Source organism: Rhodomicrobium udaipurense JA643, assembly GCF_000636015.1.
GTDB lineage: Bacteria > Pseudomonadota > Alphaproteobacteria > Rhizobiales > Rhodomicrobiaceae > Rhodomicrobium > Rhodomicrobium udaipurense.
Genome location: NZ_JFZJ01000178.1, coordinates 1 through 4,749 on the forward strand (window position 1 = coordinate 1; position 4,749 = coordinate 4,749).

The 4,749-nt window shown below is 63.3% G+C and carries 3 protein-coding genes and 1 pseudogene; 1 reads left to right on the forward strand and 3 read right to left on the reverse strand.

From position 1 onward, the window contains the following. Positions 1-461 (reverse strand): annotated as a pseudogene (locus T281_RS18980) (MOSC domain-containing protein); the annotation flags it as partial. Positions 462-619: 158 nt separating this feature from the next. Between T281_RS18980 and clpB the strand changes: the two are divergent. Next, positions 620-3,220, forward strand: coding sequence for an ATP-dependent chaperone ClpB (clpB, locus tag T281_RS16245; protein WP_037241938.1), 2,601 nt, complete (start codon positions 620-622; stop codon positions 3,218-3,220). Between the two features lie 113 nt (positions 3,221-3,333). On the opposite strand, the gene T281_RS16250 is transcribed toward clpB, so the two are convergent. Together T281_RS16250 and T281_RS16255 are read right to left on the reverse strand one after the other, a co-directional pair. Beyond that, positions 3,334-3,684 (reverse strand): DUF3147 family protein, encoded by a 351-nt coding sequence (locus tag T281_RS16250; RefSeq protein ID WP_037241939.1) that lies wholly within the window; start codon positions 3,682-3,684, stop codon positions 3,334-3,336. A gap of 54 nt (positions 3,685-3,738) precedes the next feature. After that, positions 3,739-4,749, reverse strand: a 1,011-nt coding sequence (locus tag T281_RS16255) for a glycosyltransferase (protein ID WP_037241940.1), incomplete at its 5' end; no start/stop codon positions are given.

Sequence of the window (4,749 nt, forward strand, 5' to 3'; positions counted from 1 at the left end):
TAGAGGTTCGCACGAAAACGCGCCGGATCGAGATCCACGCCGGTGACGCGGGCCACGTCGCGCACCGTCTCCAGATTGACAAGATGCAGCGCCTTCGCGGAAATGTCCGTAAACTGATGGCCGTCCGCGTGCACGATGCGGGGCGGCCCCTTCAGATCGTCCTTCATGTAGGCCGCGAGAAACTGCTCGATCATCTGACGGCCGAGCTTCGTCTTCAGCGTGCCTCGCGCGACTTGTCGCCCATCGCGGAACAGCGTGAGTGTATGACTGTCCTCGTCGAAGGCGAGGCGCAGGCTTGCCAACCGCTCGCTTCGCATCAGTTGCAGGAAATGAACCTTGGGGAACCATTTCGGGTGCAGCGTGTCGAAAGCGTGGCCGCCGTTCTCGATGGCATAGATCCGGTCGAAAGGGATGCCTTCACCGGGTGTTAAGTCTGCCTTCGGCGCGTCGATCCCGTTCATCCCTTTCATGGGATAATGGACCAGTGAAACTATCTTGGGCGTAGCGGACATGCGAGCGCCTGAAGCCTTTTTTTGACGATTGATGCTGCCATATATGACGGCATCAACATGCTTCCTGTCCAGATACGCGGCTGTGCATTGCAGCCACCGAGGCTACCATGAATTTCGAGAAACTGACCGACCGTTCGAAAGGTTTCTTCCAGTCCGCGCAGTCGCTCGCCCTGCGCGAAGGACATCAAAGACTTACGCCCGAACACCTTCTGAAAGTCCTGCTGGACGACAGCGAAGGCCTCGCCGCGGGGTTGATCGCCAAGTCGGGCGGCCGCCCCGAGGATGCGCTGGCGCGCGTCGAGCAGGCGCTCGCCAAAATACCGAAGGTATCGGGGCAGGGCGCGGGCCAGATCTACATCGCGCCGGAACTCGCGCGCGTCCTCGATCAGGCCGAGAAGATCGCGGAGAAGGCGGGCGACAGCTTCATCACGGTGGAGCGGCTTCTGCTCGCGCTCGCGATGGAGAAGGACGCGCAGACCTCAAAAATTCTCGCCGAGTCGGGCGCTACGCCAACCGGGCTCAACGCCGCGATCAACGATCTACGCAAGGGCCGCACCGCCGATAGCGCTTCCGCCGAGCAGGCTTACGACGCGCTGAAGCGCTACGCTCGCGACCTCACCGATGCGGCGGCGAAAGGCCAGCTCGATCCCGTGATCGGCCGCGACGAGGAAATCCGCCGCACCATTCAGGTGCTGTCACGCCGCACGAAGAACAATCCGGTGCTGATCGGCGAGCCGGGCGTCGGCAAGACCGCCATTGCGGAAGGGCTTGCGCTGCGCATCGTGAACGGCGACGTGCCGGAATCCTTACGCGACAAGAAGCTGCTCGCGCTCGACATGGGCGCGCTGATCGCAGGCGCGAAATATCGCGGCGAGTTTGAGGAGCGCCTCAAGGCGGTGCTCTCTGAAATCACTGCGGCGGCAGGCGGCGTCGTGCTGTTCATCGACGAGCTTCATACACTTGTCGGCGCGGGCAAGGCCGAGGGCGCGATGGACGCGTCGAACCTGCTGAAACCGGCGCTGGCGCGCGGCGAGCTGCACTGCGTCGGCGCGACCACGCTCGACGAATACCGCAAATACATCGAGAAGGACGCGGCGCTCGCCCGGCGCTTCCAACCCGTATTCGTGAGCGAACCGACGGTGGAGGATACCATCTCCATCCTGCGCGGCCTCAAGGAGAAGTACGAGCTTCACCACGGCGTGCGCATCACCGACTCGGCGCTGGTCGCAGCGGCGACGCTGTCGAACCGCTACATCACGGACCGCTTCCTGCCCGACAAGGCCATCGACCTGATGGACGAGGCGGCGAGCCGTCTGCGCATGCAGGTGGATTCGAAGCCCGAGGAACTCGACGAACTCGACCGGCGCATCATTCAGCTCAAAATCGAGCGCGAGGCGCTGAAAAAGGAAAGCGACGCCGCGTCGAAGGATCGTCTCGCGCGCCTTCAGAAGGATCTCGCGGATCTCGAAGAGAAGTCGGATTCCCTCACGCGCCGCTGGAAGGACGAGAAGGACAAGCTCGCCTCCTCACAGAAGGTGAAGGAAGAACTCGACGCTGCCCGCAACGAGCTTGAGCAGGCACAGCGCAAGGGCAACCTCGCGCGCGCGGGTGAACTTTCTTACGGCGTCATCCCCGATCTTGAGAAGAAGCTAAAGGCGATGGAAAGCGCGGGCGAGGGCAAACCCGGCATGGTCGAAGAGGCGGTCACGCCGGACCACATCGCGGGTGTCGTATCGCGCTGGACGGGCATCCCCGTGGAGAAGATGCTCCAGGGCGAGAAGGACAAGCTGCTGCGCATGGAGGACGAAGTCGCCAAGCGCGTGATCGGCCAGGAAGAGGCGGTTCGCTCCGTGGCGACCGCTGTGCGGCGCGCGCGGGCGGGGTTGCAAGACCCGAACCGGCCCATCGGCTCGTTCATGTTCCTCGGGCCGACCGGCGTCGGCAAGACCGAGCTTTCACGCGCGCTTGCGGCCTTCCTCTTCGACGACGAGAGCGCCATGGTGCGCATCGACATGTCGGAATACATGGAGAAGCACTCCGTCGCTCGCCTCATCGGCGCGCCTCCCGGCTATGTCGGCTACGAGGAAGGCGGAGCGCTGACCGAAGCCGTCCGGCGCAGGCCGTATCAGGTCGTGCTGTTCGACGAGATCGAAAAGGCGCACCCGGACGTGTTCAACGTGCTGCTTCAGGTGCTCGACGATGGCCGCCTGACGGACGGTCAAGGCCGCACGGTCGATTTCCGCAACACGATCATCATCATGACGTCGAACCTCGGCTCGGAATATCTCGTGAACCAGCCGGAGGGCGAGAGCGAGGCCGAGGTGCGGGCGCAGGTGATGGCCGTGGTGCGGTCGCACTTCCGGCCGGAGTTCCTGAACCGTATCGACGACATCCTCCTGTTCCACAGGCTGCGTCGCGACGAGATGGGCGCGATCGTGGACATCCAGCTCAAGCGTCTTCAGAAGCTGCTCGACGAGCGCAAGATCGTGCTTGAAGTGGACGAAAAGGCGCGGACCTGGCTCGCGAATCGCGGCTATGAGCCGGCCTATGGCGCGCGGCCGCTGAAGCGCGTCATCCAGCGCGCGGTGCAGGATCCGCTGTCGGAGCTGATCCTTGCGGGCGCGGTGAAGGATGGCGACACGGTGCGCATCACGGCGGGTTCGGACGGGCTTATCATCAACGACCGCCCGTTCAGCCTCGCGGCTTGATGCGCGGGGTTCACACCGCCGTTTCAAGAGACAGAAGGCCGGGCGCTCGTCCGGCCTTTTTGCGCCGCTATAACGCACAGCGAACGCAAATTGGAAGGGGCCACCTGCTCCGATTACAGGTTTACGCCGAAGCGTGCGAGAATCGCGGTCATCAGCAGGTAGAGCGTGGCGGTGAGTAACAGGCCCGCTCCGAGCGTAATCCAGAAGCCATAATTTGCGCGCAGCATCGCGGGGATGAGAAAAAACATCGGCAAGCTCGGCAGAATGAACCACGGGGTGGTTTCGGAAAGGGCCGCGATTTTCGCGCGGTCGCCCGTTTCAGCCCAGAGCCAGACGATGCTCAACACTGACACGAATGGCAGCGCCACGACGAGAGCGCTCAATGTTGAATTGCGCTTTGCGATCTCCGAGACGGCCACAATGATTGCAGCGGAAACCATCGCTTTGATGAAGAGAAAGGTCATCGTGTCTCGCTAACACCTATCGTCGTCCGTCGCTGGCTACCAGCGTTCGCGCCGCTACCGCTTCCGCCAGGTGAAGATCGATGTCGTCGCGTAGTTCAACACGGCGCTGACCGCCGCGCCCGCGATGCCCGCCAGCCACCACAGTTCCGTCAGCTCGAAGACCGTTTCCGCGAACGCTACATTCACCACCGCGCCGACGCTGCATGCGAGCAGGAAGGTGATGAGCCCCGGGATAATCTGCCAGCCGGTCAGGCGCTTGTCGCGGTAGGTCAGCCAATTGTTGAGGAAAAAGTTCGAGATCGCGGCGACAAGGGTCGCGAGCGCCTGCGATGTCGCGAATGAAAGCGGCGTTGCAACGAGGGCCGCGCGCAACACTCCGAGATGCACGAGTACCCCGCTGAAGCCGACAAGGCTGAACAGCAGAAACCGCACCGGCACAATGCGCCCGAGGCTCTTGTCGGCGAGCAATACGAGGTATTCCCACACGGTCAGCGTATCGAGCTTGCTCTCGCCGTGGAGGCGCGCCTTGAACTGATAGGCGAGTTCCTTGAACTTCAGCGGTCGCGGCGACGACGCGAACACATCCACCAGGATCTTGTTGCCGATGCCGGAGAGGCTGCGGATCGAGCCCTCGAAGACTTCGCGCTTCGCCATGAAGAAGCCGGACACGGGGTCTGAAAGCTTCGCCCGAAGGATGGTCTGCGCGAGGCGCGTGGCGATGTAGCTCATCGCCTGCCGCACGCGCGTGAACCCTTCGGACAGGCTCTTTTCGGTGTAGCGGCTGCCTATCACGACATCCGTTTCCGGCTCCCTTCGCAGAAGTTCGAGCATGCGCGGAAGCAGCGTCTCGTCGTGCTGCAAGTCGGCGTCGATGATCGCGACATAGGGTGCGGAGGAGGCGAGGACGGCTTCCGCGCAGGCGGATGTCAGCCCGCGCCGCCCGAGGCGCTGAACGCAGCGCACGCGGGAATCGCGGCGGGCGACTTCGCGGACGCGGGCGGCCGTGCCGTCGGGCGAGTCGTCGTCGACGAAGATGACTTCCCATTGGACGCCGTCCAGCGCGGC

Bases quoted from the DNA above. Each gene is read 5' to 3' on its own strand.
- clpB (WP_037241938.1), top strand. From the start codon at position 620: ATGAATTTCGAGAAACTGACCGACCGTTCGAAAGGTTTCTTCCAGTCC.
- T281_RS16250 (WP_037241939.1), bottom strand. From the start codon at position 3,684: ATGACCTTTCTCTTCATCAAAGCGATGGTTTCCGCTGCAATCATTGTG.